Here is a 25015-nt window from a genome sequence, read left to right as displayed (position 1 = left end):
CCAAAATAAATTATAGAACCCTTTTTGTACTTTACAGACAGGGCCTTTATATGATAGAGTATTTTTATATATTTTATAGTTGTTTTAGAGATAAAGAGGGATTACAGTGGCCTTAATTGTTAAAAAATTCGGTGGTAGTTCTGTGGCTTCGCCGGAAAAGATTTACAATGTAGTAGATCGCGTGTTGCGCGATAAAAAAGAAGATGACCGCGTGGTTGTGGTTGTATCGGCCATGGGTGACACTACGGATGATTTAGTATCCTTGGCACGGGCGGTTACATCAAGACCATTTGGTCGTGAAATGGACCGTTTATTATCTACGGGCGAACAAATTTCTATCGCCTTAGTAGCAATGGCCTTTATGGAAAAAGGACAACCGGCAGTATCTATGACTGGTGCGCAAGCAGGTATTTTAAGTAGTGATAATCATGGGAAGGGTCGTATTTTAAACATTGACCCAAGCCGTGTATTTGCAGCCCTTGATGCAGGTAATGTAGTGGTAGTGGCTGGATTCCAAGGGATTACCGATTGTGGTGACATTACGACCTTAGGTCGTGGTGGTTCAGATACAACAGCTGTTGCATTGGCGGGGGCTATGCAGGCTGACGTATGTGAGATTTTTACTGATGTAGAAGGGGTATACTCTACGGACCCACGCATTGCACCGAATGCGGTGAAATTAGATGAAATTACATATGGTGAGATGTTGGAAATGGCTCGCTTGGGGGCGGGTGTTATGCAACCTCGTGCCGTTGAAATGGGCAGTCGCTATGGTGTACCAATTCATGTACGCTCTACATTTAGTGATAAAGAAGGTACCATTATTCGGGAGGACTATACAATGGAAGCAAATAAACATGTAATTCAAGGCGTAGCTGATGATACAAATGTAGCGAAAGTATCCCTTGTAGGCGTTAAAAATAAACCAGGCATTGCTCATCTTATTTTCCAAAGTTTAGCAGATAAAAATGTAGATGTAGATATGATTGTACAAAGTATTCGTACGGTGGAAGATACGATCACTGATATTGTATTTACTATTACTTTGGATGATGTAGTGATTGCTCGCGAAGTATTAGAAGCATTGAAAGCAGCGGGCAATATTGAAGAATTTGTTATCAATGAAAAAATGGCTAAAGTATCAATCGTTGGTGCTGGTATGCTTGGTCAACCAGGTGTGGCAGCCCAGATGTTTGGTATTTTAAGTGAAGAAAATATTAATATTGAGATTATTAGTACTTCTGAAATTAGCATTACTTGCTTAATTGCAGAAGACCGTGTAAAAGACGCAATTCGTGCGATTCATGACAATTTAGTCATTGATAAACGCGGTTAAGGACTAATGTAGCGTTAGATGTATAGCAGACTTTCTCTCTTAGTGAGGAGAAAGTCTGTTTTATTTTGAAAATATGACTCAACTTTAGTATAATATAGATTGTATGCAGTTTATGTAAGCTGTGTGAAACTATTTCTAATTAAAGGAGTTTTTTATGAAACTAAATGAAATATATAGTGGTTTTAAAGTGGAACGAGTAGAGGCGGTTGCTGAGTTAAGTGCTAAGGCCTATTTAATGCACCATGAAAAGTCGGGTGCTCGTTTACTTTACATTGATGCTGACGATACGAATAAAGTCTTTTCCATTGCGTTCCGTACGCCTCCCAAAGATAGTACTGGGGTAGCCCATATTATGGAACATTCCGTATTATGTGGCTCTCGTAAATTCCCTTTGAAAGAGCCCTTTGTAGAGCTTGTAAAAGGGTCGTTAAATACGTTCTTGAATGCTATGACCTATCCTGATAAGACAATGTATCCGGTAGCTAGTAAGAATGATAAAGACTTCCATAATTTGATGGATGTATATTTGGATGCTGTTTTTTATCCACGCGTAGCTACAGATAAAGAAATCGTCATGCAGGAAGGTTGGCATTATGAATTAGATCATGCCGACGATGCGTTGACCTATAAAGGGGTCGTATATAACGAAATGAAGGGTGTGTATTCTTCCCCTGATTCTATTTTGGAAACACATATGATGGCAGAATTATTCCCTGATACCACCTATGGCGTAGATTCAGGGGGGAATCCTGACAATATTCCTGAATTGACTTATGAAGGATTCCAAGCTTTTTATAAACAATATTATCATCCATCGAATAGCTATATTTTCTTATATGGCACTATGGATATTGAAGAACAATTGCGCTTTATTCATGAGGAATATTTACAGAACTTTGATGCCATAACCGTTGACTCTACCATTGCTGTGCAGGCGCCTTTTAGTGCTGGCAAAGTAGCGTCCTATCCATATAGCATTGGCACCGATGAAAATGAAACGGGCAAAACGATGCATGCTTTGACATATGTTATGCCTGAAATGACGGTAGCGGATAATTTAGGGTTTGAAATCTTAACGCATGCTTTATTGACATCACCAGCAGCACCTCTTAAAGAGTTATTAGTAAAAGCTGGTGTAGGCAGCGATATTAGTGGTTATTATTTAGATAGTTTGCGCCAACCAATTTGGAATATTTCTGTTACTGGTTCTGAAATGAAGGAACAAAAACGTTTACAAGAATTGGTGGAAGCAGAATTAGCCCGTCTAGTCAAAGAGGGCATTGATAAATCCTTATTAGAAGCATCTTTAAATATTACTGAATTTGCTTTGCGTGAAGCCGATTTTGGCGGTCGCCCTATAGGGTTAGCCTATGGTATTCGCGTTATGGATCAATGGAATTATGACAAAGATCCTATTGAAGCACTTCGCTATGAAGAAGCCTTAGCTATTTTACGTGAAGGCTTAAAGGGGCGTTATTTTGAAGATTTAATTGACCGCGCTTTGTTACAGAATCAGCATAAAGCCTTAGTATCTATTTATCCTGAAAAAGGCTTACAAGAACAAAAAGAAAAAGCAGAACAAGAAGCGTTAGCCGCGATTAAAGCAAAGATGACACCGGTTGAAATTGAGGCTATTGTGGCACAGACGAAGGCATTAAAAGCGCGCCAAGCAGCACCTGATACAGAAGAAGCATTAGCTACCATTCCTTTATTGGAGCTTACTGATTTATCACCTAAGGTAGAACGGGTGGCACGGGAAGATAGCCAATTGGGCAATGCACGCCTTCATTTTGTGCCAGCACAAGCCAAAGGTATTAATTATACGGCCTTTTATTTTAATTTAGATTGTTTAACTGAGTCTGAATTATTCTATGCAGGGCTATTGAGCGATATGTTAGCTAGGGTTAATACAAACGAGCGAAATTATGACGCCATTGCACAAGATATTAATATGAATTTAGGTGGTTTTAGCGCCGACATGGCAGCCTTGACTAAGTATAATGAACGCAATGCGTATACGCCACTCTTTATTGTACGTGCTAAGGCTTTGCATGCTAAATTGCCCGAGTTAGTGCGCATTATTTCCGAATTATTAACAGCTAGTGATTATTCAGATGTAGCTCGTTTAACAGAATTAGTGAAAGAGACAAAAGCAATTTGGGATACAGAAGCGTTCCGCCGTGGTCATACGATTGTATCGAACCGCGTGATGGCACAAGTCTCTGAAGTAGGTAAATTCCGTGACTTAGATGGCTTAGGTTATTTTGAACAATTAGCGGTACTGGCTAATGATGAAAAAGCATTACAACAGTTACCAGCTAAATTAGCTGAAGTAGCTACTAAATTATTCCGTCCAGCCAATGTAGATATCTCTTTCGTAGGCGAAGCCAACGAATTTGCCCGTTTCAAAGAATTATTGGCACCAGCTCTTGAACAATGGCAAGATGGTACCTATCCTATGGGGCAATTAAAAATTACTAAGTCTTATGTGAATGAAGGTATCGTTACTTCTGGTAAGGTACAATATGTAGCGCAAGGTGGTAATTTCCGTGACCATGGGTTTACGCCTAAAGGGGCTATGAAAGTATTGGAAACGATTCTTCGTTATGAATACTTATGGACACGTATACGTGTACAAGGTGGTGCTTATGGAGCATTTGCTAATTTCTACAATAATGGCAACTTTGTACTTTGCAGTTATCGTGATCCAAATTTAACGGAAACTTTATCTGTTTATGAAGACTTAAGTCAATATTTACAGACCTTTGAGATTTCTGATCGTGAAATGCGTAAATATATTATTGGCACCATGAGTACATTGGATACGCCAATTACACCAGCTTTGCGAGGACCTCGCGCTATGAGCGAATATTTTGGTGAAGGCACGCCAGAAGCAGCAGAACGCCTTCGTGAAGAAGTAATCGCTTGTCGCCAAGCTGACATTCGTGAGTTAGCTGACTTAGTAGGGGCGGTTATGAAAGATTCTCATATTAGTGTAATGGGGAACGAACAAAAGATTAAAAATGCGGGACATACATTTAGCCAAGTAATTTCTTTGCCACAATAAGGCGAGATAGTAACACTCCTAAGCAGGGGATAGTACCTTTGTTTAGGAGTGTTTTTTAGAAATAAGGAGTCATTGGGTACAAGGAGTAGGGAATGTTATTGGGTTTAAAACGGTATTTAGGGATTGATTATATTTTACCTGTAGCGGCCAGATTAGGGCCTGTGCCTACGACGGGCGCTATTTATAAGGCATATATTGAGGTAGCTTGGCCGGCTACGATGCAAGGCCTTTTATTGCAACTTATGACAGCGATTAATTTAGCCATGGTGGGGGCTTTAGGGGCTGATGCACTGGCTGCGGTAGGCATCATGAGTCAGCCTTTAATGGTTATGCTTGTCTTCGTACGTTCGGCGGCTATTGCTATTACCGCTATTGTGGCGCGTCGTAAGGGTGAAGAAGACTATGAAGCGATGAATTCGGTGTTGAAGCAAGGCATTTTATTGACCGTATTATTTTATGTGCCTTTATTGGTACTAAGCTTTTATTTTCTAGGGGATATTTTAACATTTGCCGGCGCGCAACCCTCGTATATTGAGGAAGCGGTGCAGTATGGTGAATATATTGTAATTGGTCTTTTCTTTTCTGCTTTATCGGTTATAATGGGCGCAGCCCTTATTGGGGTAGGTAATACGCGCGTTATTTTTACGGCCAATGCGATTGGCAATGTAGTCAATGTAGGTTTAAATTTTTTGTTGATTTATGGCTGGGGGCCCATTCCTGCGTTAGGTATTGTAGGGTCCGGTATGGCTACGATGACAAGTTATGGTTTAATTTGTTTGTTGTTGTTGCGAGCCATTCATTTACAAGACCAGCATTTAGCCTGGAATCGAGGTAGTTGGCGTTTTGACAGGGATATTCTACGGTCTATTTATTTTATTGGTGGTAGCTCTTTAGGGGAACAGGCTTTTGAACGTTTTGGGATGTTTGCCTATACTAAAATGGTGGCTTCTTTAGGTGTAGTAGCTTTGGCGACACATCATATTTGCATGAATTTAATCGATATTTTTTATTATTTTGCTATGGGGCTGAGCTATTCCGGAGCGTCTTATACGGGACAGTCCTTAGGTAAAAAACGACCTGATTTAGCGATGGCTTATGGTAAAATTGGAATCCGCATTGCTCTATTTATTTCTATGGTTGGTTTAGTGGCTTATTGGGGGCTACGCCATATAGTATTCGATTTCTTTACTCAAGATCAAGCGGTATGGCAATTAGGGGCGCAAATTATGATTCTCATGGCTATCGCTAGTTTTCCGCAAGCCTTTCAATTGGTATATTCGGGCGTTTTAAAAGGAGCGGGAGATAATTTCTATGTCATGAAGTATTCGCTCTTTGTTATTGCTATTTTTAGACCGATTATTACGTATTTATTATGCTTTACCTTAGGACTTGGTCTTTATGGTGCGTGGGTTGCTTTATTAATTGATCAAAGTTTACGCATGGTGTTTGCTGGGTGGCGTTTTCAAAGTGGCGTATGGCAGCATATAAAAATTTAGTGAAATTTCTGATGAAACAAGTGGAGCTGAGGGAACTTTTAGGCTCAAAAAGGACAAATGCTTTGATTTATGGTATAATCAGACTAGCATACGTAGTATTGTAAAGACTCGACAACAAGGAGGATGACATATGAAAAAGAAATTATTAGCTACGGTAATGGCAGTATCGATTGCAACTTTATCGACAGGTATATTTGCCGGACCAGCGCAAGCATTTAGCTTAGGCAATTTTAATTTAGGTAGCGTCCTTAAAGTTGGTGGCGTAGGCATCTTAGTAGACCGCTTTGGTGGCCAAATTAATGACTTTTTAAATAAAATTTTAAGCCAGAATAATTTAAGTACTACTTATACAACTAAAGTAGTACCTATCGTTAGTGTAGGCAATAATGGTTATATTGGGGCCGCTCAGGTTACCGGTCCAGCGTCTGAAGTAGAACGTGTTGAAGCGGTGGCTCAAGTTGAAGCTAGCTTTAATAGTGTGGCCCGTATTAAAGGGTTAGTGCCAATTGATAGTAAGAACCCTGTGAATGCATCTCGTATTCAAGGGGTAGGCGTATCTGCTATTATTGACATCAAGATTTAATAACCTAAGTTTGTTGTAAACTAGGTCTCAGATGGTTGGAGGATGTATGAAAAAACAAGTAGTCATGTTAGCAGTGGCAGCCCTTTTTTCAGGAAATGTATGGGCCGCGCCTGAAACAGTATTAGAAAAAACAGATGCATTGGAAAATACAATATATGGTTCAACTCAGGTTGGGGCTTTAGTAGATCGAGTGCAACAAATTGGGCAAACAGTATATGGCCGTTCCAGTACAGGTACTTTGAATGCACAAGTGGATTCTTTGTATGATTCCATTGAAGGTAATGTGCGTGGCAAAGTGTCGGTAACACAGGAATTGTCTATGTTGGAATGGACGTATCAGAACAAAGTGGGCAGTGGTTCTTTAGTTGCTCGTGTGGAACAACTAGAACGTAGTGTATCTGGCCGAATTGGTACGGGTTCATTAGAAAGCCGTATTCAAACTTTGGGTAAAACCATTAATGGAGCGCCTTTAAAGGTGACAACTCAAATTGGTTCGGTAGCCAATACCGAAGTATTTGCAGTTACGCTAAATACGCCGATTAATACAGCTACTAGTAAAGTAGGCGATGCCTTTAGTTTTACAGTAGCCGATGATATCATGGATGGTAATGTTTTATTAGTGCCAGCTGGTACCGTTGGGGAAGGACATATTTCTGAATTAAAAAAAGCCTCTTCGTTTGGTCGCAATGGTAAATTAGATTTAATTTTTGATAAAGTACCGGCCTTAGATGGCACTGACTTTACGGCTATTCAAGGGGAAGAAGCAAAAGCTAAGACTAAGCAGGAATTAAAAGCGGCTGGTGCATCGGTAGCTGGTGCTGTACTTCTTGGCCCAGTTGGTTTAGTAGGGGGCTTCTTTGTAAAAGGTAAAAATATTGATTTACCAGAAGGCTCGACTATCTATGTACAGCCACAAGAGGTAGTCACTGTACAAGGGGTCGTTGTGGGTGGTGATGGTCAAGCCCATACAGCTAGCGAGACCATTACGCAAGACTCTTATGATGACTATAATTTAGGCGATGCATCTGAACCTGTTACATTAGTACCAGCAGATGATACGAGCACTGATGTCAGCGATAATCAAGACACAACGGTAGCCGACGATTCGGAAGGGACCGTGGAAGAAGTGGATGAAGAGGTAGCTGATGACTCCAGTCAGGCAAGTGCCGCTCCTTCACAACCAATCGTCGTTGTGAAACGCAACTAATCCAATGAAAATGAGGTAAGTAGAAGATGGTAATGAAAAAGGCTAGGTATGCATTAAGTGCGGCTTTAGTTGTTATGCCTTTGTTATCGGTAGAGGCTGCTGATGACAAAGGATTGGTTTATGAGAATACACAAGATATTGCTTATGATTCAGATCCTGTAAGTTTAGCTACCATGAATGAATCTGATGGGGCCCTTATTCGTGTAGTACGTCGTGGCACAAGACCTACGGTAGTTGATAATACGGAGCAACCAGTTAAAGTAGATGCGGATAGCATGTATTATAGTAGTGCTACTGGTAATGTGGTGGCTGTAGGTAAGGTAGATGCTGTTCAAGGAACCCAAGAAATTCATAGTGAAAAATTATTAGGTAATACAAAATCCCAAGAGTATACAACGGACGGAGAGTTTCACTATTTAGAAAATAAAGGGGCTACCAAGGACTTGCGTGGCACTAATTTAGTGTATAATAGTGGCACTAATGCCATGTCAGCGCCTGATGTTATTGGTTATGTGGACCCTTATTATGTAAAAGCGGAGAAGGTAGACTATGATGGTCAACAAGGCTTAATTACTAAAGGGTGGTTGACCACTAAACATGCTATGGCCTATAAAGGGGTGCCTGATTACCGTATTGAAGGCAGTACGATTGAAGTATATCCTGGTGATAAAGCCATCATTCGTGATGCTAAGTTGTTTATTAAAAATGGCAAGATTTTAAGTATGCCTAAATATGTAGTATCGCTTCGCAGTGATCGCGACGGGGAATTTAATGTATTTTCCTTGATTCCACGACCTACGTATAATAGTGACGATGGTTTTGGTTTTAAAGGGAGTATTGAATACCCCGTAGGAGATAGTGGAGAATTATTCTTACGATATCAATGGATGACTAAAGAGGGGTTTAAGCCAAGCTTTGGTTATCGTGAATACTTACCTTGGGGCGTAGCTACCTTTGGTGTAAGCCGTGAATCATCCAGTTTAAATGCTCGGACCGTATGGGTAGAAAAACGTCCAGAATTTTCTGTATATACCAATCAGTATTATATTGGCAAAACACCATTTACTATTCGTGGTGGAGGTAATATTGGCTATTGGAAAGAAGACTATATTAAGGGCAGTCACGCTATGTTCTTCGGTGAAGTAAGCCATGATGCTATTAAATTATCTAAAAATGCTAATTTACGTTTCTATGGTGGTTATCAACGAGATTATTATGGTTATAATGATAGTATTCGTAGTATGCCATATTGGGGCGTTACTTCAGATTGGCGTATGAATTCTCGTGTGACGGCTTTTTCTAGTTATAGACAGAATAATATGGATATGCGCCGTAATTCACCATATCCATTTGATGCGACAGATATTGCGCGTAATTGGGTATTAGGTGCTACCATTCAATTGACTCGATTGGATTCGTTTACTATTAGTACGCAACGAGATGTACAAACAGGTGAACTTCGTTATGTAGACTATACTTGGCATCGTGATATGCATTCCTTTGAAGGTTGGCTTACTTATCAATCGAAGCAAAAGAAATGGTCTTATACAGTGGTAGCAAAAGATTTCTAAGCTAGGTTTGAAGTTAAATTATAGGATATTAATATTAGTAGGATGCTTAGAAGAAAGGGCGAGGCCTTTCTTCTAAGCCTTTGCTTTTTTGTAAATATTTAGAAAAGAGGTTTGTTATGGGTAAGGTGCGTAAGGCCGTTATTCCTGCTGCTGGATTTGGTACTCGTTTTTTACCAGCTACTAAAGCACAACCTAAAGAAATGTTACCGATAGTAGATACACCAGCGATTCAATATATTATTGAAGAAGCATTAGCATCGGGCATTGAGGAAATTTTGATTATTACAGGGCGCAATAAACGGGCTATTGAAGATCATTTTGATACGAGTGTTGAGTTGGAACAGTTGTTGCAACAACAGGGAAAACAAAAACAATTAGACATGGTGCGCGCCTTAGCTGATATTCGGGTTCATTTTATTCGCCAGAAGGCACCGCGTGGTTTAGGGGATGCCATTTTATGTGCAAAAGCTTTTGTAGGTAATGAACCATTTGCAGTTTTATTAGGTGATGATGTGGTGTATAATCCGGAGTATCCGTGTTTAAAACAATTAATGGATTGTTATGAAACGGTAGGTGGCTCTGTATTAGGCACTCAGCGAGTACCAGAAGATAAGGTTAGTTCCTATGGTATTGTAGCAGGTCATGAAATTAAACCGAATATTTATAAAGTAGATGGTTTAGTTGAAAAGCCTAGTCGTGATTTAGCACCTTCTAATTTAGCTGTGCTAGGTCGCTATATTTTGTCGCCAGAAATTTTTGACATTTTGGAAAAAACGCCTTTAGGAGCCGGTCATGAATTACAACTGACAGATGGGTTAGCCCGTCTTGAAAGCGATGTATTTGCCTTAGCTTACGAAGGACGTCGATACGATATTGGTGATCGCTTGGGGTATTTACAAGCGACAGTTGAATATGGTTTACGATCTGATGTGTTCAAAGATCAGTTTAAAACTTATTTACAAGAATTAGTTAAAACTTTGTAATGTATAGTTACTTTTAAGGGACGCTGATTTATTATAATTGGGTAAGATTATAATAAATCAGCTTTTTAATTGTTAACAATAAAAATGAATGTAGTTGACGGATAGGTGTGAATTATATATAATTTGAAAGAGATTAAGCATATAAGGAGGCGAAGCGATGCGTGAATTGTTTAGGGCACTTATAGAAGCGGATAAAGACTTACCACGGACAATGGTAATTGCTCAGTTGCATTGGCGACGCTTGGCTACGCCTGCGCAGTATGAACAAGTAAGACAAAAGGGTGAATGGTATGAAACGACGCTAGCTCGAGGTTCGTCAGAGTTAAAGGCCGTTCTTAAAGTATTAGAGCCAACCAAATTACCAATGGCACCTAAAGTATCCACTCATCCGGTAGCTATACCAGCTTCAGTTACGCCTTGGCATAGTTTTTCACGAACAGAAATCCTTGACTTTGTAACGGATGTTAAGGATGGTAATTCTATTCATCAACAAGCGAAGGCTGTTGTACCGGGCTGTTTAGTGTTGGAGTGCTTGTATCAGTATTTACAGGCTCATAGTCAGGAAGCAGTGCAAACTATATCCGTACGTTTTAGACGACCAACCTTTGCTGAGGAGTTAATATCTATCATTGAGGAAGGGCGACGTTTAGAAGGCTATACGGCGAAGCGTGCTGTATTTACTTGTACTTGGTCATAGATTGCTAGGCTTGTGATAGAGTGTATTCAATTATATTATTTTGCTATTATTTATTTTAGTTTGAGGTGTGTTTCCATGTCAGATACTCGTAAATTAACCAAAATGGCTTTATTAATTGCCTTATGTTGTGTGTCCGCGTATATATCCTTCCCATTGCCTTTTACACCGGCTATGGTAACGGCTTCTACTTTAGTATTTTGTTTAATTGCTTTTATGTTACCCCCTAAAGAAACCTTTATTGCCCTTTGTGTGTATGTATTAATCGGTGCAGTCGGCTTACCTGTATTTGCGGGCGGTATTGGCGGTCTTGGTAAAATCTTAGGACCAACAGGTGGTTTTATTTGGAGCTATCCTATTGCTTATACCTTGCTTAGTGTTTGCAAAGGAAAGAAACATTCCTTTATTACTTATTTTTGGCGTTCTGTAGTCATTACGATTCCTATTACTTATATTTTTGGCATGATTGGTGGTATGATTGTTACTGGCATTGGTTTTGAAGCCGCTTTGGTAGGCTATGCATTGCCTTTTATTCCAGGCGATATTATGAAATGTGCTATGGCCGCTTGGTTAGGTACTAAAGCAGCTAAATTGAATATTTAAGAAGAACAGTCATTAGCGGAGGATGCTATGGATAATACAATACTGTCTTCTGTGTATATAATGGGCGGCCTTAGGACGCCCATTGGTTCTTATAAGGGCCAATTTAAACACATAAGACCGGAACATTTGGGGGCACAGGTGTTAAATGCTTTGCATGAAACGTATGGAGCTGTGGACGAAATCATATGTGGTAATGCAGTTGGCACAGGTGGTAATATAGGTCGTTTGACTGCATTATATTCTACTTATGGTACGTCAGTGCCTGCTTATACGGTCGATATGCAATGTGCCAGTGCAGGAGCCGCCATTATTCAAGGCTATCGTGCTATTCGTAGTGGTATGGTTAATACAGTGCTGGCTGGTGGGGTAGAAAGTAGTTCCTTGCAGCCTAAGCGTATCTATGCAGCCGATGATGATCGCCAAGGTGAGTACATGGTAGCTCAGTTTTCACCTAATGAAAATGATGCGTTAGCTATGTTACAGGGGGCTGAACGAACGGCACAGAAATATAAAGTGACTAAAGCTGAATTAGATTATTGGAGCTTACGTAGCCACCGTTTAGCTACTAAAGCCCGTGAAGAAGGAGTTTTACAGCCTTATATATTAGCAATGGGGGAACAGTATGTAGATGAGAGCATAAAGCCTCGGTTACAGCAAAAACTATTGGATCGGATGAAGCCTATTTTGGGGGAGGGCACGTTAACGACGGCTGGTAATGCTTGTTATACTCATGATGGAGCTGCTTTTGTAGTTCTTACTAATACACCAGGACCTTTTCGCATTATAGGGGCTCTTCAGTATGGTGGCGATCCTTTATATAGTCCTGAAGGGGCATTGCAGGCTACGGAACGGTTATTAAAGCAGACTGATTTAATCATGGCCGATATGACAGCCATTGAATGGAATGAAGCGTTTGCTGTTATTGATGTTTTATTTGGTCGCACTTATGGTGAATATGAGGGGCAGTATAATCAGTTGGGCGGTGCTCTTGCCTATGGACATCCTTTTGGCTGTTCAGGAGCTATTATTTTACTGCATACTATGGCCGCTTTAACACAGCGACAAGGGCGTTATGGTATTTGTGCCATTGCTGGCGCCGGTGGTATGGGAACGGCCCTACTTATTGAACGAGTAACCTATTAGAATTAGGTGAGGGATAGCTTATGAATGATTTTTTGCAGCGATTAGCTGTATATAATAAGGAACAAAAAAGTAAACCAGCTCTTATTGTAGATGATATAGTATATACTTATGGCGACTTATGGCAAGCGATTCAGGTAAAATCACAGGATGATGTACCTCCTCATTTGGTGATTCAGACGAGTCAGATTTGGCAACAGTTGACTCAGTGGCTTCAAGGGGTATTACAGGGCACTAAACCAGTTCTTTGCCATCCTGATTTAGAAGGTCCTAGGGTGGTGTTATTAAAAAAGACCTATGTAGCGGGCCAAATAATACCAAGGGGGGCTGACTTTGGGGTATTATCGTCAGGTACGACAGGCTTACCTAAAGTATTGTGGCGCTCTTTACGAAGTTGGACCGAGTTTTTCCCTGCTCAAAATCAGATTTTCAAGGTTACTGGTAATACGATATTATTTTGGCAAGGAAGTTTAAGCTTTACTGGCAATCTTAATAGTCTTATTAGTGTGTTGTACGAAGGGGGCACGGCGGTTACCTCGCAGCACATGTCACCGCGTACGTGGCTTCGCTTAAGTGAGCAGTGGCAGGTTACCCATTGGTATTTATTACCCACTAAGCTTCGTTTACTGGTAGGCCTACTTAAAGAGCCCTTGCCAGAATTACAATTGATTTTTACTGGTTCACAAACTTTGGATCATAAGTTATTGAATCAATTGCGGACGAAGCAACCTCACACGGAATTTATTTTATATTATGGGGCTAGTGAACTTAATTATATTACGTATTGCACAGATGAAGAGTGGTTAGCGGAACCTAATACGGTAGGGTATCCCTTTCCTGGGGTCACGGTGAGTCTTGATGATACAGGACTTATTTATGTGACTACACCCTATGGCATTGAAGGGATTTCCTGTCCTTACACCGTGGGGGATGAAGGTGCTTGGAGTGAAACGGGGCGTCTGCTTTTTAAAGGGCGTCGCAGTGCTATGATTAATCGTGGTGGTTATAAAGTATCTATCCCTTATTTAGAAAGTACTATATTGAGTATTGAAGGGGTAGCGGACGGGGCTGTCATTGGTGTGCCCGATGCATTGCGAGGGGAACAGCCCATTGCTTTTTTAGTGTCTAATGGTGAACGGCCTATACCAGATATAGTAGCTGACATAGCTATGCGTTTCACGTCTAAGGACCGACCAAAGTCGGTTATATGGCTTGAACACTTACCTCTTACGGCTTGTTCAAAGGTAGATAGCAAGCGATTGCGAGGCATATATGAGACTTCAGGTAGTAAGCATGATAATAATATATAGTATTGCTTGTTGAAATAAACTACAAGATATTGTATAATAAGCAAGAACCGAACAACTGGTAGCCGTTTACGGTACCAGTTGTTTATATGTATAGGCAGATGCTTGATATAGGACATAGATGACCAAATGGTCAGCCACATGAATCTATTTTGATTGTATTGATAATATACTATATTTTGTAGCACAGAATAGGGAGGCCTTGTCGTGTTAGAGGTAATTAAGCGTGATGGACAAAAAGTTCCATTCGATAAGTCAAAAATTGTAATCGCTATTGAAAAAGCCATGAATAGTAGTACTGGTTTGTATGAAGCGGGCTTAGCTGATCGCATTGCTAATGAAATTGAAGAGTATGCCCATAAGATTGGGAAAACCTTGACCATTTATGCTATTGAAGATCAAGTGTATTACAAATTATTGGAATATCATAATCCAGCGACGGCGCGTGCCTACGAAAACTACAAGGCTGTTCAAAGTTTTAAGCGTAAAGAAAATACAACTGATAAGGATGTATTTGGTCTATTAGATCGTAGTAATGTGGCCCTTTTAGATGAAAATTCCAATAAGGATGCGGCTATTGTTTCTACGCAGCGTGATTTAATTGCTGGCGAAGTGAGCAAGGATATTGCACGTCGTAAATTAATTCCTGCTGATATTGTGCAAGCCCATGATAGTGGTGCCATTCATTTCCATGATATGGATTATATTATTCAACCTATGTTTAACTGCTGTTTGATTAACTTGCAGGATATGTTGACTAATGGCACCGTTATTAATGGTAAAAAGATTGATACACCTAAATCCTTCCAGGTGGCTTGTACAGTAACGACGCAAATTATTGCTCAAGTAGCTTCGGGCCAATATGGTGGGCAAAGTATCAATGGGATTGACCGAATTTTAGCACCTTTTGTACGTAAATCATATGATAAGATTTTGGCTAATGTATTGGAAGAACAAGTTGAAATCTATGGCATGAAACCAAATATGGAAAAAGCTGAGGAAATTGCTTGGAAACGGACTCGTAAGGAAGTTAAAGATGGGATTCAGACCATTCAATATCAAATCAACACGTTAATGACTACTAATGGGCAGGCTCCGTTTGTTACGTTGTTCATGCATTTTGATCCTAATAGTGAATATGCTAAAGAAGCAGCGCTTATTGACGAAGAAATCTTGAAGCAACGTATTATGGGCGTAAAAAATGAAGCCAATGTCTATATTACACCAGCCTTCCCTAAGTTAATTTATGTGTTAGATGAACATAATATTCATCCTGATGCGCCTTATTATTATTTGACTGAATTGGCGGCTCAATGCACTGCGAAACGGATGTATCCAGATTATATTTCCGCTAAGAAAATGAAAGAAAACTATGAAGGCAATGTATTTAGCCCTATGGGTTGCCGTGCTTTCTTATCGCCCTGGAAAAATGAAAAGGGTGAATATGTTTTTGATGGTCGTTTTAATATGGGCGTAGTCAGTCTGAACTTACCACAGATTGGTATTTTAGCTCGTCATAGTGAAGAGCGTTTCTTTGAAATTTTAGACAAACGTCTTGATTTAGTGGAAAAAGCCTTATTGCTTCGTTATGAATTATTGAAAAATGTAACTAGCGATGTATCGCCAATTCATTGGCAGCATGGGGCTATTGCTCGCCTTAAAAAGGGTGAACCTATTGGTAAATTCTTAAAAGGTGGTTATGCTACTATTTCCATGGGCTATATTGGTATGTATGAAGCGACTAAACTGATTACAGGTGAATCTAATACAGGTGAAAAAGGCCGTGTTTTTGCGATGAAGGTTATGGATCGCTTAAACAAAGCTATTGAAACTTGGAAAGCGCGTCATAATATGGGCTTTGCTTTGTATGGTACGCCAGCTGAAAGCTTAACTCATCGTTTCAGTTCCTTAGACCGTGCTCGCTTTGGGGAAATTGAAGATATTACGGATAAAGGCTATTATACGAATAGCTATCATGTTAATGTGCGTGAAGAAATCAACGTGTTTGATAAATTTAAATTCGAATCAGAATTTCAGAAGAAATCAACAGGTGGCTGTATTTCGTATGCAGAAATTCCTAATATGACCAATAATATTCCTGCTGTATTGACTATGATTCAGTACATCTACGATAATATTTCCTATGCTGAATTTAATACGAAATCTGATTATTGTCATGTATGTGGCTTTGATGGGGAAATTAAAGTCAATGAACATAATGATTGGGAATGTCCTCGTTGTCATAATACGGACCGTGATAAATTAACCGTTATTCGTCGTACTTGTGGCTATTTAGGTGAAAACTTCTGGAATGAAGGCCGTACGAAAGAAATTAAAGATCGGGTAATGCATATTTAAGTGTATTAAAGCTTATTTAGCGTTTAGGTACAGTTTAGTGTTTACTTAAAAATTGTATTAAATACAGGTCATGTCGCTGGCATGACCTGTTCGTTTCAGTAAATAATTTATAGTGGATAATGGCAAGCATATAATAATGAGGTAACAGTAGAGGAGGCGAACCAGTAATGAATTATGGACAAATTCGAAAATATGATATTGCTAATGGCAATGGGATTCGCACGTCTATTTTTGTTACAGGCTGCACGCACAAGTGCTTTAATTGTTTTAACGAAGAATATCAAAACCCACAGGCAGGTTCTGTTTGGACGGACAAGGAAACGGCTGAGGTATTGGCTTATGTAAGTGACCCTAATGTGGCTGGTTTAACCTTATTAGGGGGAGAACCGTTTCAAAATGTGGACGGTTTGTTGCCTGTAGTGACTAAAGTTCGTGAAGCGGTACCTCATAAGGATATTTGGGCCTATTCCGGCTATACTTGGGATGAAATCATAGCTTGTCCTAGTAAACGGGCTTTGTTAGAACAATGTGATATTCTAGTGGATGGTAAATTCGTTGATGCTTTACGCGATCCTAGCTTACATTTTAGAGGCTCAAAGAATCAACGCATTATTGATGTTAAACAGAGTTTAGCTACTGGCGACGTAGTCATTGCTATGGAATGAAGTCATTAAGCAAAGAAATAGAAAAATCAGCAAGGGGATACCAGAGATTCACCGTAATTGTAAAAAAAGAGCTAGCAACAATATTGTTGTTAGCTCTTTGTCATAATAGAACTATTAGACTATTTTAGCTCCCTCTTTATACATTTCACCGCCTGCATTTGGCAATAAACCGTATTTTTCAGTCCATAAATTTTTGTATTTTAAGGCCTGATTATGGATTCGTTCTACTTGTGTTTCATCAGTACGAATCACTTTGGCAGGGCAACCTACCACTAAAGAGTAAGGCGGAATCGTTGTATTTTCTAATACTACAGCACCGGCTGCGATGATTGAGCCAGTGCCAATGTGACAACCGCTTAACACAATGGCGCCCATGCCAACGAGTACATTATCTTCTAAGGTAGAAGCGTGTACAATAGCACCATGGCCGATAGTTACATAATCGCCTAAGATACAAGCTTTATCGTCATCTACATGAAGTACCGAGTTATCTTGTACATTCGTATAGCGACCGACTACAATTTTATTAACGTCGCCACGAGCTGCCACATTCTGCCAAAGGGAGGCAAACTCTTTAAGTTCCACATCACCAGTAATTTCGGCGCCTGGCATGAGACAGCTTTTTGGATCTAGTTTAGGGTATTTTCCATTAAATGGTAACATAATGATCACTCCTAATTAGGTAAATTTATTATATCAAAAGTATAGATATTTAATTTTTAGTATACATCAAATTGTCATATTTGACAAAGAGAGGCAATACTAGGATTGCCTCTGTGTATGCTTCTATGCACTTGATTTAATGGTTATAAGTAAGGACATAAATCAGCTAGCATAGGGGATTAACGTATTATAAAAAGCGTTGAGCCCCTTTAATAGCTTCTTTAGCTTCCGCAATAACAGATTCTACAATAGCCTTAGCTGGTTCTACTTTGGTTAAGCGATTCAAACTTTGACCACATTGTACCGCACCATTTACGATGTCCCCTTCAACGGCTGCTTTACGATTAGTACCTACAGACATAGCAGTTAAGGTTTCTTTATCAGTGCAACTAAATTCAGCTTCTAAATATTTCTGAGTAAATTCGTTTTTTAAGGAACGAACACCACCATGACCACTAGTTAAACCGGTTACCGCAGAATCGGTGTCAGTTGCTTTAATAATAGCGTCTTTACAATTTTGATGCATTTGACATTCTTCAGCTAGGATAAAGCGAGACCCCATTTGTACACCTTCAGCACCCATTGTTAAAGCAGCTGCCAAGGCACGACCGTCGGCAATACCACCAGCAATAATTACAGGAATATCAATTTCTGGGAGCACGTTTTCCATTAAGGCCATCGTGGTTTGCGTGCCAATATGACCACCTGCTTCTTGGCCTTCTACAATAAGGGCATCAGCACCAGCAGCAGCTACACGCTTAGCTAGTTTAACATTTGGTACAACCGGGATTACTTTAATGCCTGCTGTATGCATAGGCTCAATGAAAGGTACTGGATTACCAGCGCCTAAGGTTACAAAAGCAGGTTTTTCTTCTTTAATAACTTCTACAAGCTCATCAATATTTTTGGCCATAAGCATTAAATTAACACCAAAAGGCTTAGTAGTTAATGTTTTTGCAGCGCGAATTTCTTGGCGAACCCAATCGGCATCGCGGCCACCAGTGGCAATTACCCCCGTAGCGCCGGCATTGGCAACGGCAGCTGCTAATTTATGTTCAGATGTCCAAGCCATAGCGCCTTGGATAATAGGATACTCAATACCGAGGAGTTCTGTAAATTTTGTTTTCATATAATACCTCCTATGAAACTTTTATTATTAAAATTATGAAATCTGTATTAAAAAGAAGTAATTGAAAATGAATATTACTTCTTCTATTAATTATATAGGTATTTGAGAAAAAAATATAGAGAAAGTTTGAAAAAGCACAATATTAAGCAACATATTTTGTACTAATACAGAACTTAAAATGTCTGTAAACCCTTGTAGTATAAGGGTTTAATAAAAATTTGAAAAAGATATTGAACATAATCGATATTTGTGATACACTAAGAGCGTAGATACAGTGTCTATTTTATAATGAAAGGAGGCGCAAGTGATGGAAAAATACGTATGTGTAGTATGCGGTTGGATCTATGACGAAGCTGTAGAAGGTGTTAAGTTCGCTGATCAGCCAGACGATTATGTTTGCCCAATTTGTGGCGTAGGTAAAGATCAATTCGAAAAAATGTAATTGATTGACATCTAAATCATGAACTAAAAATATAGAAGCCTCCTGCAAAGGGGGCTTTTCTCATCATGCAATAGCTTAAGGGAAGAGTTTATTGCTTGAGTGTATATAATTGTTCAGCTAATTTCTGAGAGTTGCTGATTTTTCTAATAAAATAGGCTAAGAATTACAGAGAACAGTTTGACAAAGATAGGTTAGATAGCTATAATATTATAGTCGAGGTAAAATTATGAAACTGCAAGTAGAGCAAGCAAAAGAACACATAGGAAAATCGTTTCCTTTTCAATTTACTGAACCAGCTACTCAGTTAGGGGATGTAACTGCTTTTCCTTGGAGCCGTCATGATATAACCATTAGTGGTGATTTTCGTTACGATGGACAGAATTTCATCGTAGAAGGAACCGTAACAACCAATGGTGATTATGAGTGCACTCGTTGTTTATGCGAGGTTGCTTATTCACAAACAACGCCATTTAATGAAACCTTTGGTGTCCTCAAGGAATGGGACGATGTTGAGGAGTCAGAGGTTGTTCCTTTTGATGGTGAGACCATTGATTTAACGGATCTCATTCGGGATACATTAATCATCAATGAGCCATCTCAAGTGTTATGTCAGGATGATTGCAAAGGATTGTGCGTTCATTGCGGAGCAAATAAAAATGTTTCACCTTGTTCTTGTGAATCCTTTGTGGTGGATCCTCGATTGGCGGTGCTTCGTACACTGCTCGATGAAAAAGATGATGATTAATTAGAAGTCCCAGTGATTATGTTAAGGAGGTGCAGATAATGGCAGTACCAAAGCGTAGATTGTCCAAATGTCGTCGCGACCGTCGTCGTGCGAACTGGAAATTAACTGTTCCAGGTTTTGTAGCTTGTCCGCAATGCCACGAACCTATGATGCCTCATCGGGTTTGCCCTACATGCGGTCATTATAAAGGAACTCAGGTTGTAAATAAGATCGCTGAATAAGACCTGCTGAGCTAATGAATAGCTCTACTATAAAAGCGTGGATATCCATTGGATATCCACGCTTTTGTCGTTTAATATAGGCTAACTATTACCATTAAATGTAGATAGACGGTACTACTAGTTTGTGTTATAGTAGCGGTAACAAGAAGTTTTTACATGTATTCCATATCTTTTAGCTAATAGGTATATAATTCATAAAGGGAGGTTTATCGCATGATTCCATTGACTGAAGCACAGACTAGGTGGCAGACAAAAGTTAGACAGTTTTGTTTGGAAAAGGTAGAACCAACTGTCATTGAACGGGATAAAGCACAAATTTTTGACCGTTCTTTAGTGAAAGCCGTGTTAGGGTTAGGATTAACCCGTATTTATTGGCCTACTATATACGGCGGTTTAGGCGAAGAATTTATGAACTATGCTGTGGCGTTGAAAGAATTGGCTAAATATGATGATGGTTTAGCCATTACCGTATCGGTCTGTGTGGGTCTATGTTGTGAACCGCTTGCTCGATTTGGAACAGAGACACAAAAAGAACGGTTTTTAAAGCCTTTAGTATCTGGTGAAGCGATAGGTGCCTTTGCTTTGACAGAAAAAGAAGCTGGGACGGATGCAAGTGGTGTACAGACGAAGGCTGAACGTACTGGTGATGAATATATTTTAAATGGTGAAAAAGTATATATTACAAATGCTGGCGAAGCAGACGTATACATTGTGTTTGCCATGACTCGGCCTGAGGATGGTGCAAAAGGAATGTCCGCTTTTATTGTCACTAAAGATATGGTTGGCTTTACTGTTGGTCCTAGAGATTCTATGATGGGTCTACATACTTCAGCTTGTGGTAGTTTACGTTTTAATAATGTAAGAGTGCCAGCCGCTAATTTATTAGGCCGTGAAGGGGACGGTTTTAAAATTGCTATGACGACCTTGGATAGTAGTCGGATTGGGGTTGCGGCACAAGCTACTGGTCTAGCGGAGGCTGCTTTAGAGAAGTCCGTTGCGTATACTAAAGAGCGCGTGCAATTTGGTAAACCTTTGAGTAAATTTCAAAATACACAATTTCAATTAGCGGAGATGGCGATTCAAGTAGAAGCAGCTAATTTAATGTTGTATAATGTGGCACAAGATAAAACGGCTGGCCGACCATATACTGTATCTGCATCTATGGCTAAAAAGTTTTGTTCTGATGTAGCTATGGAGGTAACCACAAAAGCTGTGCAATTATTTGGTGGCTATGGTTATTGTGAAGAGTATCCAGTAGCTCGTTTAATGCGCAATGCTAAAGTGACTCAGATCTATGAAGGGACCAATGAGGCACAACAAATGGTCGTTGGTGGTGCTTTATTACGTTAATTCTTATGGCGTAATGGTGACACATACTTATACAGTAAATTTTATAGCGCTTTAGCTTGTAAAAAAGAGCAGTTAATTTTATAACAGTTAAATTTATATAAAAATTAAAACCGTCTTAGTGTATACTCGTTAATGTTTACGTAGTTAACGGATAAAACTAAGACGGTTTTTAGTTTATAATAAGCCTACTGATTGAAAAAACTTAGCATAGGCATCTGCTTTTTTAGTTAGGCTTAGTGGATACGCTCTAGAAGTAGATGGTAGTCTAGTGAGCTTAATATGGCGGGTACCAAATTGGAGTTCTATTGTTTCGCCTGTTTTAGGTGATTTTACTTTGTTGTCAGCCAAGCTAAGTAGTACCTCTGTTGCTTTGCCACCAGTGGTGCCGATATATTGACAATGAGGTATTTGTGCTAATACTTCATGAATATGAACTGGATCTACTACTGTTAAAAAGGCATCTGAGGCATTGCCTCGTTCACGAATAGCTTGCCACACCGTTGGGCAAGAAGCAATACTTTTTTCTGTAAGAAAGGCTTTAATTTTGTCGGCATCGAAGGCTTTGGCATCACCAGCTCTAAAATAATCTTTATCATTGAAAAAGACTAATCCGTAGACCCGCCACATATCATTTTGGAAATTAGGATAGTGGAATTGCATAGCTCGTTTATCGGCGGCTGGTGGGAAGGTGCCCATGCACATAACAGTTGCTTGCGGTGGTAGAAATGGGGGAAATGGAAGGGACTCTACAGGCTGATTGGCTATATGGTCTATTTTATTGGCTGACCTTACTTTAGATTGTTTTGTATGTTTGGTTGTAGTTGCATTCATAATAAAAACCCCTCTTTATGATACTTACTGATAGTAATTTGCTATTGAGCTAGTTACTATATAAAGTATAACATATAAGAGGGGTTCTTCTGTTGCGTAGAGCACATATTAATGGTAGCGCGCTATTAACAACGATAGTATTTTTAGGAAATGCATTTAACCGTTATCACTTAGTCTTTATAATGGGCTTTAATGTAATTGGCTATAGCGTCGATTATATCTTTTTGGCTCATACCGGTTCGCTCACAGGCCATCCCAATCGTTGCTTTGCGAGCCATAATTTTACCGAAGGGTGTATTGAGCATTTTAAAATTGCTATTAATAGTTGGCATATACTGCCGTAAACCGTCTACTTTATCGAAGAGGTCAAAGAGTTTAGTATCTGCTGTAATAGTAATACCTTTAGTAGTGATACCATGTGCCAGAGCTTCTGGTGTAGTATTTTCATCAAGGGCTGTATTTACTGAGTCTGTTGTAGCGGTATTAACCGTATCCCCATGAGTTTCAGAGTCCCAAGTTAAGAGGGTACGAGAGCCTTCTAAACTGCGAATGCGTGTACAATCTTGCATCATTTCAAGTACGCCTTTAAAATTACCAGCTTCATCACGAACGGCTGTATAGAGAATATAGATGAAGGCTTCTGGTTTATTAATCCAAAACTCAGCTTTGTCTTGTTCGCCGGAACGGAATTTCTCAATAATTTCTTCTACTAAATGAACACTTTTGGTAGGATGACAGTTGCGCACTTCGCGGCCAATAACATTAGCGCTGCGAGGGAAGATACGATGTTTAGTGTCGCTGTAGAATTTGACGAGTTCATTCTCGTCCACATAGGATAAATCTACAGGCATATGTTTGAAAAGTAAATTAATGCGTTCTAAGGATAATTTACCTGTGGCTACATCGAGTTCGGTGTCAGGTGATGGCGTAGGGCTCATATTATATTTACTTAAGAGCGCGGCCAAGTCTTGCATAAAGTTTACCGTTTTAGTGTCAGTAGTATCTATAGGTGACGTTGCCATATCTTTTCCTGCTAGCTTCATGTCACCGTAGTAAGGTGGTGGCGTAATTAGAGCAAAGCCGATTTCATGATCACCGCGACTCATATAGCTAAATTCCTCTTCGTTTACCAGTTTCCAAGCTGTAGGAAGTAATACTTCTTGTTCTTTATCAGCTAAATCACGGAAGGCATCAATCATCTTAAGTTGAAGGGCTAAGAATTGGTCTATTTCATCGGCTTGCAATAAGCGACGACTTTCACTAATTAGGTCACGTACTTTGTCATCGAAGGTCCACATGATTTTAGTCGGGCGATCAAAGCCGTATGTTTCAAGGGCTGGATATAGTTGATTTTGTTTGCGTGATAAATGACGAGACCATTCGCTTAATTTGTCATATACGCCAAGCCAAGGATTTTTGATAAAATGGGGCGCTTTAAGGAGTTCCTCTGCTTCGTTCATAACGGCAAGTCCTGCTTTAATTTCAGTTACATATACCCATAGCGGATGATTTTCTGGATATGTGTTATCAGCTCTCACTAAAACGCCATCAAATAAGGCGAGTAAATCATCCATGCGATGGGTGATTTCTTCATCCGTATAAGATCCTTTTAACTGTTGTTCGCCATAGGCAAATTCATCAGGTGTACAAGTGCCAATATATTGCTTTAAGAGCGCTTGTCCTTCTTCGAGGGATAGGTGGCCGCTTAAATAATTATCCTTAATTTCAATCATTTTAGCTAAGCGTTGATCATTATCTAAGCCAAGGGATGATTTCATAGTAGTCATAAGTAAGTCTCCTTTGTGTATGCTAGTTTTACATTATTAGTTTCTTTACTGTGCAATATATAGTATTAATATATATGTAATAATAATAGGGGAGCAGTTGTGTTCTGCTTATATTTTCATTATAATGGAGTTGAAAATAGTTTTCAGTAGCCCAGGCTACATATTTAATAGGAACACTTTTTTTAGGTCATTTATATTTTTTACTTGCATAATCGCCCTTTGTGACATATAATTGTAATGAAGTATTATTACTTGGTCATAAAAGGTGGTACCATGAGTCGGATAAAGAAGCAAGAGCGACAGCAGTTATTGCAAGAAAAACTGAATAATACGCCCTTCGTCACCGATGAAGAGTTGGCCATCTTTTTTAACGTCAGCGTGCCAACGATTCGCCTTGATCGGTTAGAATTAGGGATTCCTGAATTACGGGAACGCATTAGAGCGCGTGTTGAAGGACTAGCACCAAGTGCTAATGATCATGATCATATTGAAGTGGTAGGTGAGTTAATCGACTTAACCGCTGGTGAGCAGGGTCTTAGTATATTGCGGACGACGGATGACATGACAGACTGTAATGGTTATGTAGAGCCGCAGTATTTATATGCACAGGCTGATTCATTAGCTAAAGCAGTACTGGGGGTCCCCGCTGCCTTAGCTGGCGTTGGCAATATTAAATATAAAAGTCCGGTTAAAGCGGATTGCAATTTGGTGGCCAAAGCCTCAGTAGTACGTCAACGAGGTGAGAAGTATTTTATCTGGGTCACAATTAAGGATAAGGTAAAAGAAGTCTTTCGGGCGAAGTTCATAATGGAGCCCATTCAGAATAGGGTGTAAGTA

At 39.6% G+C, this 25015-nt stretch carries 22 protein-coding genes; 18 read left to right on the top strand and 4 right to left on the bottom strand.

The window, feature by feature from the left end:
• Nucleotides 1-106 precede the first annotated feature (106 nt).
• From VER_RS04385 to nrdG, 13 genes are all read left to right on the top strand, one after another.
• The gene (locus VER_RS04385) at nt 107-1336 is read left to right on the top strand and encodes an aspartate kinase (protein ID WP_162099661.1); all 1230 of its coding nucleotides are present in this window, start codon (nt 107-109) and stop codon (nt 1334-1336) included.
• 154 nt (nt 1337-1490) lie between these two features.
• Nucleotides 1491-4403 carry an insulinase family protein gene (locus VER_RS04380; RefSeq protein WP_162099660.1) on the top strand — a complete coding sequence of 971 codons (2913 nt, stop codon included), beginning with the start codon at nt 1491-1493 and terminating at the stop codon, nt 4401-4403.
• Nucleotides 4404-4495: 92 nt separating this feature from the next.
• Nucleotides 4496-5899: an MATE family efflux transporter gene (locus VER_RS04375; protein WP_162099659.1), complete on the top strand. Its 1404-nt coding sequence runs from the start codon at nt 4496-4498 to the stop codon at nt 5897-5899.
• 130 nt (nt 5900-6029) lie between these two features.
• A complete protein-coding gene (locus VER_RS04370) occupies nt 6030-6482 on the top strand; it encodes a hypothetical protein (protein ID WP_162099658.1) in 453 nt (150 codons plus the stop codon).
• A 46-nt stretch (nt 6483-6528) separates the two neighbouring features.
• On the top strand, nt 6529-7689 hold the full coding sequence (locus VER_RS04365) for a hypothetical protein (protein ID WP_162099657.1): 1161 nt from the start codon (nt 6529-6531) through the stop codon (nt 7687-7689).
• 26 nt (nt 7690-7715) lie between these two features.
• Nucleotides 7716-9260 carry an LptA/OstA family protein gene (locus VER_RS04360; protein WP_162099656.1) on the top strand — a complete coding sequence of 515 codons (1545 nt, stop codon included), beginning with the start codon at nt 7716-7718 and terminating at the stop codon, nt 9258-9260.
• 116 nt (nt 9261-9376) lie between these two features.
• The gene (gene galU, locus VER_RS04355; RefSeq protein ID WP_162099655.1) at nt 9377-10243 is read left to right on the top strand and encodes a UTP--glucose-1-phosphate uridylyltransferase GalU; all 867 of its coding nucleotides are present in this window, start codon (nt 9377-9379) and stop codon (nt 10241-10243) included.
• 157 nt (nt 10244-10400) lie between these two features.
• The gene (locus tag VER_RS04350) at nt 10401-10940 is read left to right on the top strand and encodes a hypothetical protein (RefSeq protein ID WP_162099654.1); all 540 of its coding nucleotides are present in this window, start codon (nt 10401-10403) and stop codon (nt 10938-10940) included.
• Between the two features lie 75 nt (nt 10941-11015).
• Nucleotides 11016-11540: a biotin transporter BioY gene (locus VER_RS04345; protein WP_162099653.1), complete on the top strand. Its 525-nt coding sequence runs from the start codon at nt 11016-11018 to the stop codon at nt 11538-11540.
• 27 nt (nt 11541-11567) lie between these two features.
• Complete coding sequence (locus VER_RS04340; RefSeq protein ID WP_162099652.1) at nt 11568-12683, top strand: thiolase family protein; 1116 nt, start codon at nt 11568-11570, stop codon at nt 12681-12683.
• 20 nt (nt 12684-12703) lie between these two features.
• Entirely contained in the window at nt 12704-13990 is a 1287-nt protein-coding gene (locus VER_RS04335) for an AMP-binding protein (protein WP_162099651.1), read from the top strand.
• 204 nt (nt 13991-14194) lie between these two features.
• The gene (gene nrdD / locus VER_RS04330; protein WP_162099650.1) at nt 14195-16345 is read left to right on the top strand and encodes an anaerobic ribonucleoside-triphosphate reductase; all 2151 of its coding nucleotides are present in this window, start codon (nt 14195-14197) and stop codon (nt 16343-16345) included.
• Between the two features lie 167 nt (nt 16346-16512).
• Nucleotides 16513-17010 carry an anaerobic ribonucleoside-triphosphate reductase activating protein gene (gene nrdG, locus VER_RS04325; RefSeq protein ID WP_162099649.1) on the top strand — a complete coding sequence of 166 codons (498 nt, stop codon included), beginning with the start codon at nt 16513-16515 and terminating at the stop codon, nt 17008-17010.
• 114 nt (nt 17011-17124) lie between these two features.
• Here nrdG and VER_RS04320 read toward each other — a convergent pair whose 3' ends face one another.
• Together VER_RS04320 and VER_RS04315 are read right to left on the bottom strand one after the other, a co-directional pair.
• Entirely contained in the window at nt 17125-17673 is a 549-nt protein-coding gene (locus tag VER_RS04320) for a gamma carbonic anhydrase family protein (protein WP_162099648.1), read from the bottom strand.
• 187 nt (nt 17674-17860) lie between these two features.
• Complete coding sequence (locus VER_RS04315) at nt 17861-18802, bottom strand: nitronate monooxygenase (RefSeq protein ID WP_162099647.1); 942 nt, start codon at nt 18800-18802, stop codon at nt 17861-17863.
• A 307-nt stretch (nt 18803-19109) separates the two neighbouring features.
• Here VER_RS04315 and VER_RS04310 point away from each other — a divergent pair, with 307 nt between their 5' ends.
• The 4 genes from VER_RS04310 to VER_RS04295 all read left to right on the top strand — a co-directional run bounded on the left by VER_RS04310 (nt 19110) and on the right by VER_RS04295 (nt 21560).
• Nucleotides 19110-19244: a rubredoxin gene (locus VER_RS04310; protein WP_115309394.1), complete on the top strand. Its 135-nt coding sequence runs from the start codon at nt 19110-19112 to the stop codon at nt 19242-19244.
• Between the two features lie 226 nt (nt 19245-19470).
• Nucleotides 19471-19989: a DUF177 domain-containing protein gene (locus tag VER_RS04305; RefSeq protein ID WP_162099646.1), complete on the top strand. Its 519-nt coding sequence runs from the start codon at nt 19471-19473 to the stop codon at nt 19987-19989.
• 38 nt (nt 19990-20027) lie between these two features.
• Nucleotides 20028-20210: a 50S ribosomal protein L32 gene (gene rpmF, locus VER_RS04300; RefSeq protein ID WP_127058221.1), complete on the top strand. Its 183-nt coding sequence runs from the start codon at nt 20028-20030 to the stop codon at nt 20208-20210.
• 213 nt (nt 20211-20423) lie between these two features.
• Nucleotides 20424-21560, top strand: a complete 1137-nt coding sequence (locus tag VER_RS04295; RefSeq protein ID WP_162099645.1) for an acyl-CoA dehydrogenase family protein — start codon at nt 20424-20426, stop codon at nt 21558-21560.
• Between the two features lie 174 nt (nt 21561-21734).
• On the opposite strand, the gene VER_RS04290 is transcribed toward VER_RS04295, so the two are convergent.
• Together VER_RS04290 and VER_RS04285 are read right to left on the bottom strand one after the other, a co-directional pair.
• Complete coding sequence (locus VER_RS04290; protein ID WP_162099664.1) at nt 21735-22262, bottom strand: DNA glycosylase; 528 nt, start codon at nt 22260-22262, stop codon at nt 21735-21737.
• Between the two features lie 299 nt (nt 22263-22561).
• Nucleotides 22562-24178 (bottom strand): DUF438 domain-containing protein, encoded by a 1617-nt coding sequence (locus VER_RS04285; RefSeq protein ID WP_162099644.1) that lies wholly within the window; start codon nt 24176-24178, stop codon nt 22562-22564.
• Nucleotides 24179-24451: 273 nt separating this feature from the next.
• Between VER_RS04285 and fapR the strand changes: the two genes are divergently transcribed.
• Entirely contained in the window at nt 24452-25012 is a 561-nt protein-coding gene (gene fapR / locus VER_RS04280) for a transcription factor FapR (RefSeq protein ID WP_162099643.1), read from the top strand.
• The last annotated feature ends 3 nt before the right edge of the window (nt 25013-25015 follow it).

It is taken from the genome of Veillonella sp. R32, from assembly GCF_010093125.1.
Taxonomy (GTDB): domain Bacteria; phylum Bacillota; class Negativicutes; order Veillonellales; family Veillonellaceae; genus Veillonella_A.
This window is presented reverse-complemented; position numbering and strand designations above follow the sequence as displayed.

Coding starts and splice junctions, on each gene's coding strand:
- VER_RS04380 (WP_162099660.1), top strand. CDS start 1,491: ATGAAACTAAATGAAATATATAGTGGTTTTAAAGTGGAACGAGTAGAG.
- VER_RS04375 (WP_162099659.1), top strand. CDS start 4,496: ATGTTATTGGGTTTAAAACGGTATTTAGGGATTGATTATATTTTACCT.
- VER_RS04370 (WP_162099658.1), top strand. CDS start 6,030: ATGAAAAAGAAATTATTAGCTACGGTAATGGCAGTATCGATTGCAACT.
- VER_RS04365 (WP_162099657.1), top strand. CDS start 6,529: ATGAAAAAACAAGTAGTCATGTTAGCAGTGGCAGCCCTTTTTTCAGGA.
- VER_RS04360 (WP_162099656.1), top strand. CDS start 7,716: ATGGTAATGAAAAAGGCTAGGTATGCATTAAGTGCGGCTTTAGTTGTT.
- galU (WP_162099655.1), top strand. CDS start 9,377: ATGGGTAAGGTGCGTAAGGCCGTTATTCCTGCTGCTGGATTTGGTACT.
- VER_RS04350 (WP_162099654.1), top strand. CDS start 10,401: ATGCGTGAATTGTTTAGGGCACTTATAGAAGCGGATAAAGACTTACCA.
- VER_RS04345 (WP_162099653.1), top strand. CDS start 11,016: ATGTCAGATACTCGTAAATTAACCAAAATGGCTTTATTAATTGCCTTA.
- VER_RS04340 (WP_162099652.1), top strand. CDS start 11,568: ATGGATAATACAATACTGTCTTCTGTGTATATAATGGGCGGCCTTAGG.
- VER_RS04335 (WP_162099651.1), top strand. CDS start 12,704: ATGAATGATTTTTTGCAGCGATTAGCTGTATATAATAAGGAACAAAAA.
- nrdG (WP_162099649.1), top strand. CDS start 16,513: ATGAATTATGGACAAATTCGAAAATATGATATTGCTAATGGCAATGGG.
- VER_RS04320 (WP_162099648.1), bottom strand. CDS start 17,673: ATGTTACCATTTAATGGAAAATACCCTAAACTAGATCCAAAAAGCTGT.
- VER_RS04315 (WP_162099647.1), bottom strand. CDS start 18,802: ATGAAAACAAAATTTACAGAACTCCTCGGTATTGAGTATCCTATTATC.
- VER_RS04310 (WP_115309394.1), top strand. CDS start 19,110: ATGGAAAAATACGTATGTGTAGTATGCGGTTGGATCTATGACGAAGCT.
- VER_RS04305 (WP_162099646.1), top strand. CDS start 19,471: ATGAAACTGCAAGTAGAGCAAGCAAAAGAACACATAGGAAAATCGTTT.
- rpmF (WP_127058221.1), top strand. CDS start 20,028: ATGGCAGTACCAAAGCGTAGATTGTCCAAATGTCGTCGCGACCGTCGT.
- VER_RS04295 (WP_162099645.1), top strand. CDS start 20,424: ATGATTCCATTGACTGAAGCACAGACTAGGTGGCAGACAAAAGTTAGA.
- VER_RS04290 (WP_162099664.1), bottom strand. CDS start 22,262: ATGTGCATGGGCACCTTCCCACCAGCCGCCGATAAACGAGCTATGCAA.
- VER_RS04285 (WP_162099644.1), bottom strand. CDS start 24,178: ATGACTACTATGAAATCATCCCTTGGCTTAGATAATGATCAACGCTTA.
- fapR (WP_162099643.1), top strand. CDS start 24,452: ATGAGTCGGATAAAGAAGCAAGAGCGACAGCAGTTATTGCAAGAAAAA.